At 44.2% G+C, this 5,495-nt stretch carries 5 protein-coding genes; all 5 read right to left on the bottom strand.

Translation table 11 applies throughout. The features are described from left to right. Positions 1 to 309, bottom strand: a 309-nt coding sequence (locus tag Q0236_RS01655) for a CidA/LrgA family protein (RefSeq protein ID WP_297914282.1), incomplete at its 3' end; no start/stop codon positions are given. A 513-nt stretch (positions 310 to 822) separates the two neighbouring features. Beyond that, positions 823 to 1,062 carry a hypothetical protein gene (locus Q0236_RS01650; RefSeq protein ID WP_297914280.1) on the bottom strand — a complete coding sequence of 80 codons (240 nt, stop codon included), beginning with the start codon at positions 1,060 to 1,062 and terminating at the stop codon, positions 823 to 825. A 169-nt stretch (positions 1,063 to 1,231) separates the two neighbouring features. Further along, on the bottom strand, positions 1,232 to 2,128 hold the full coding sequence (locus tag Q0236_RS01645) for an alpha/beta hydrolase-fold protein (RefSeq protein WP_297914277.1): 897 nt from the start codon (positions 2,126 to 2,128) through the stop codon (positions 1,232 to 1,234). Continuing rightward, positions 2,122 to 4,245: a TonB-dependent receptor gene (locus Q0236_RS01640; protein WP_297914274.1), complete on the bottom strand. Its 2,124-nt coding sequence runs from the start codon at positions 4,243 to 4,245 to the stop codon at positions 2,122 to 2,124. Before Q0236_RS01640 ends, Q0236_RS01645 begins: the two co-directional genes overlap by 7 nt. 628 nt (positions 4,246 to 4,873) lie before the next feature. Next, positions 4,874 to 5,495, bottom strand: a 622-nt coding sequence (locus Q0236_RS01635) for a DUF3394 domain-containing protein (protein WP_297914271.1), incomplete at its 5' end; no start/stop codon positions are given.

Genomic DNA, 5,495 nt, shown 5'->3' with positions numbered 1-5,495 from the left:
GCTTGCGGCGATAACTACTACGGTCGAGATCGCCGTGATTGCTACGATCGCAAAGAAGCTCTCGCGCAGCCTGTCGCCCGCGATGATGATAGCCGCACCTGCGGGGATAAAGATCACCGGCATAATCTGCATAAAAAACGAAACGGTCTCCCTGATTTGCGCCACCTTGATGAGCTTAAAAATAAGCGCCAAAAGCATGATAACAAGCCCGTAGATGCTAGCGGGTATTTTAAGCGGAATGAGCGCGGCTAGCATCTCGGCGACGAAGGAGATACCTAAAATGATGCTGAATTGAGTTAAATATTTCAAATTTTTCCCTTTAAAATTTAAAGTGAAATTTAGCACTTTGCAGTTAAAAGAGATATTAATCCTGCGGGCTTTCGGTAAAATTTTGCCGCTAAATTTGAAATTTTGATTGCAAGCTCGGGGCGGAATTTCATTTTTAAAATTTTAATCGCCAATTCGCCGCCCGGGTGAAATTTGATCGTATTTAGAATTTGGGGCTGCTTGCTAAGCTACCGACAAGCCGTCAGCATGAATGAAATTTGATCGCGAACTTCTGCGCTAAACTCCGCTTTCGGCTTTGAGACGCTAAAACATATCGCCGATTGCGTTTAAATTTTAAAATCTGTGCCGTGTAAATTTAGATGCCGCGCCGTTAAAATTCCATACCCAGCAAGACGCAGCGCGCAGCGAAATTTAAAAAGTCGCGGCGCAATCTAAAGTCGCAGCGCAAAACCGAACTAAATAAAATTTCAAAACCAAAAATTTGACCGCCGCCGTCCAAGCAAAAAAGCGCAGGCAAATCCTACGCGCAAAACCCTATCCTAGCTCGATTTTAACGCCGAGAGCCTTGCAGACTAGATCAAAAATTTCAATATCGACGTTGGGCGCGTATTCGTCCAAAACCGTGTAAACTTCGGCGCGCATATCCTCGTCGTGGCCCGGGTGCGAGCGCGAATACAGCTCGTCCGTGCGGCGCACGAGCGTGAGATTATCGATATCTCGCTCGCGCATCGCCTGCTTGAGCCGCTTTGAAATTTGCCATTTGAAATTTTGCATTTTCCATCCTTTAAATTTGTGCGATACTAGCCAAAAGAGCTTTAAAATTTAATTTCTTAAATCTAGTGGCGCGTTTCGGCGCGATCAGCGAGCCTGCGTCGCTCGGTCTTGCGCTTGCAAATATAAACGAGCCAGATTTAGATTAAGGCTTTACCGGCTAAATAGAAGATTATCTTTGCGTAAATAGCGCTAAATCTTGCAAAGCCAATGAGATTACTTCGCCGTGCGAAGCGCCTTCGTAGAGCTTAAACTCGCAAGAAAGCCCCTTTGTTTTTAAAATTTCAGCTAGATCGGCTACTTTTAAAATTCCCGCTTTATCGGTTTTCCCTTTACGCATTTCACGCGAGCCGGCAACGAGTATTATGAATTTCGCTTTTAAATTTGATCTAAGCTTTCCTTCGTCTAGGGCATCTCTGATCAGCTGTGATTCGCCCCACCACAACGAAGGTGAGGCGATAAAAAACTCGTCGAAAATCCCATCGTCGCGCAGCAAAGCATAAATCCCGAATAGCCCGCCAAAAGAATGTCCGAAGTAAATTTTATCGCTTTTTGCCGTAGAGTATTTTTTCTCCACGAGCGGAAATAGTTCATCTTTTACGAAATCGTAAAATTCTCCCGCGCCGCCGCCGTTTGCATATTCTTCGCCGCTCGCCGCGGGCGTTAAATCTCTCGTGCGACGCTTAATATCATACGCTAGCGGGCTGTCGTATCCGATGCCTACTATAAGGACGGTTTTGCTTAATTTCGGCACCGCTTTTGCGTTTTGCTTTGCGCCATTCGCATAAATTTTCGCATAAGAGTTTAAAAGCATAGCAACTTGTGCGTTCGCATCAACCATAAAAACTACCCTATCGTAGCGAGCGACATTTTTTCGGCGAGCTATAAAAATTTTATATTTTTCGCCGCTCTTGCTTTTTAGAATAAAATCGCTCACATTAAACATTTCGTACGCAGCTCCACTTGCCTGCTCAATCTTTTGCGGCGGTTTTGCCCTCAGATCGCAAGCGAATAAGCATACTAAAAAGAGTGCGTCGAATATCACAAGGAAGTTCTTTGGGCTTACCATTTAGCGTTTACCTTAAACCAAAACCTCCTGCCTTCCTCGGGGTACCAATAGTAATTGCCGTCGTCTGCGAGACCCTCGTCGTATCGGACGTTATCAAAGATATTGTAAGCGGTTAAATTTAGGCTCAGATTATCGTTTAAATCGTATTGTGCGCCCAAATCCGTAGTAAAAAGCTTTTTGTCGTTTTTGCTGACTCTATTGCCCGGACCAAATTGCACGCTTGTAAGCTCACTTTCGTAATTAAGACCGATAAAGGTAGAAAGCGGAGTGATAGGCCTATAGCTAAGCGTCGCATGTGCGGCATGCTTCGGAGTAGCGGTCAGGGATTTGCCATCTAGCCTACTAAGATTGGTTTGGCTAAATTTAACGGCGCCGTTTGGCGTATAGATCGTAGGATCTCCGGTTTCGATCTCGGAGTGGCTATAGGTGTAGTTCGCCTTGAAATTTAGCCTCTTAGTAATATCGTAATCGCCGCTCAGCTCAACGCCGTAAACCTCGGCTCCTTTTATATTAAAATACGTTCCCCAACCCGGACAATTAACGCTCGGTGCGCCGGCGCAGCCTCCGTAAGCGGGAATCCTATTGATATTGCTGCCATCGGTATCTAAAATTTTATCTTTGAAGTCGTTTTTAAATAGCGTGATATTGCCGCGCAGATCGTCTGCATTGTCGTAATAAAGCCCGATCTCGTAGGTCGTGCTTTTCTCGGGCTTTAAATCCTCGTTACCGAAATCTATAATCCTCCAGCCGCCCTGAATCGTGCCTACTTCCGGCGAAATTTGATTGACGTCGGGAGTTTTATAACCGGTTGCGACGCCGCCTTTGATCGTCCAGGTATCACCTATATTAAACGTCGCGTAGGCTCTAGGAGAAAAGTGGTTGCCGAAGTATTCGTTATGCGTGAGCCTGCCGCCGAGCGTTAAAAATAGCGTATTTTCCAAAATTTCAATCTCGTCCTCTAAAAATCCCGCATGCTCGTTCATAGAAAATCGCTGCGGAGAGCGTAAATTTTGCCTACTCGCGTTTGAAACGATGAAAGTCGTTTGCACATCCTGTTTGCTAAAATCGTAACCGAAGGTAAGCGTATTTATACCGAGATAAGTCGTAAATTTGGAATTAAAATTTCTATTTTTTACGATTGCGGGCGAAAGGCTATCAAAAATGCTCGTACGGCGAGTCTTGTCCCAAAAATAACTTATATCAGCGCTTAAGCTTTCAAACTCGCCCAAATATCCGACTCCGTGATTTTCTCTTTTATATTTATAGTGATTTAATCCGCGCGCGTTGGGATAAACGGCGGTTTTACCAAGAGTTCTTGAATAATCGTGATTTTGCCTTCCGGTTTGAACGTAAAATTTATTATTTTCATCCGGCGTTAGCCAAAGTTTGGCGTTAGAATCCGATTTATCACTCTTCTGATAGCCTCCCTTATAGCCATCCTCGTCGCGCAGCTTTTTATATCCCCACAGCTGAAGTGCCGCATACTGCCCGAAGGGAATATTGACGTAGGCTTCGCCCATCTTACCGTTTCCGATACCCTCGTGATCTTGGATAGTTGTAGATATAGCGGCGCTTCCGCTAAATTTAGAAAAATTCTTTTTCGTAATGATATTTATCACGCCGCCTACTGCATCGCTCCCGTAAAGCGAGCTCATAGGTCCTCTAATCACCTCGATACGCTCTATCGCTCCTGCGGGCGGGATAAAATTCGAGTTCATATCGCCCGCTCCGCCTTTTGGGTTCGCCGCCGCGGAACTTACACGTTTGCCGTCGATAAGCACAAGGGTTTGGGAGCTTTCCATTCCTCTGATGGATATCCCGCTTGCCGGGCCGTCATCGCCTGCAATAACGCTGACGCCCGGCATTTTATTCGCAATATCGTGTAGCGAAGTGAATCTGCCGCTTGATATCTCTTTATTATCCAAGGTGGAGATGGAGGCCGGCGCCTGCCTGATATCTTGGCGAAAGCCGCTCGCGCTTACTACGATCTCGCCAAGATTCGTGCTATTTGCGTCACTGCTTAGGCGCGAGCCTTCGACGCCGCATAAAATCGAAACGCTCGCGCATATAGATAATGCGATAAATTTCGCCTTTTTAAAATACATATCTTTTTGCATTTTTGTTCCTCTATTTTGAAATTTAATCGCGGATTATAACTCAAAGCGGATAAATTTAATATTAATTATTAAAGTATTTTTATAGAATTAAATTTGACTAATAATTCCCCATTCCATCGATATTTTTATAAAAATTATTTTAAATAAAGTACAACATATAATCAAGGAATCGCTCTAAATAAGTAAAATTTTGTAACGCTAATCCTTAATCATCAAGTTGTTTTGGAGAAATTTTGCACAGTTTTTGATTTTATCTGCTTTAAGAATCATTTTAGCTTTTGTGGACGTGTATATTTAACCCATCGAAGGCATTTCAAGCGGCAAGACAAAAACGGATTTTGCTCTATTGATTTCGCGTATCCTGTGGCTTGCGATAATCATATAAACAAGCATGGATTTAGTACACGATAGTTTTAACACGGTAACTTCGTATGAATAAATTCATCTACTAAGCAGCATAATTACTTCGGCGCAATTTAAAATTTTGAGTAGTTTAGATAGGCGGATTTAAATTTAGAACAAAGAGTCAATTCAAATTTAAAATCCTGGTGCAAGAATAAAAAGCAAGAAGATAAATTTAATAAGACCCCGCAAATTTATCTAAAATTTAGCGGGATCAAATTTGATTTTACGCCACAGGCGCGCTATTTTCGGCGTGCGTACCATCTGAGTCTTTAGGTCTTAAAACCCACTGCTTTGCAAAGATCAGCGCGTAGATCGCAGCGCCGATGCCGTAACTTGCATATTCGCTCGGGATAAACTCAATAAATTTCGCGCAGATATTAGGCACCAGCATTAGCGGCGTTACGAGCAGCAATAGCAGGCGCTCTACCATGTTGCACTTGGTTACGAACCAGCCCTGCAGCGAGGAGCTGAAGGCAAACATACCGACGATCGCCGTAGCAAAAATCAGCGCGATTTGCAGCGGATCGCCGATCCAAACGATGCTTTTCGAATCCGTCGGATTGCCGACGCTTTGGATCAAAAGCAGCTTGTTGTTAAAAAAGAACGCAAACGGAAGTACCGCCGTGCGTAGGTCGTAAATAAAGCCCTGAAGTCCTACGATTACCGGATTTGCTTTTGCAATGCCCGCGGCGGCGTATGCGGCGATGCCCACGGGCGGGGTATCATCGGCTAAAATTCCGAAATAAAATACGAAAAGATGCACCGCAATCGCAGGGATCAAAAAGCCGTTTTTGACGGCCAGTATTAAAATCACCGGCGCAATAAGGCTCGAAACGACGATATAA

This window comes from uncultured Campylobacter sp. (assembly GCF_938031315.1).
In the GTDB taxonomy this organism is placed as follows: domain Bacteria; phylum Campylobacterota; class Campylobacteria; order Campylobacterales; family Campylobacteraceae; genus Campylobacter_B.
This window is presented reverse-complemented; position numbering and strand designations above follow the sequence as displayed.

Coding starts and splice junctions, on each gene's coding strand:
- Q0236_RS01645 (WP_297914277.1), bottom strand. CDS start 2,128: ATGGTAAGCCCAAAGAACTTCCTTGTGATATTCGACGCACTCTTTTTA.
- Q0236_RS01640 (WP_297914274.1), bottom strand. CDS start 4,245: ATGCAAAAAGATATGTATTTTAAAAAGGCGAAATTTATCGCATTATCT.
- Q0236_RS01650 (WP_297914280.1), bottom strand. CDS start 1,062: ATGCAAAATTTCAAATGGCAAATTTCAAAGCGGCTCAAGCAGGCGATG.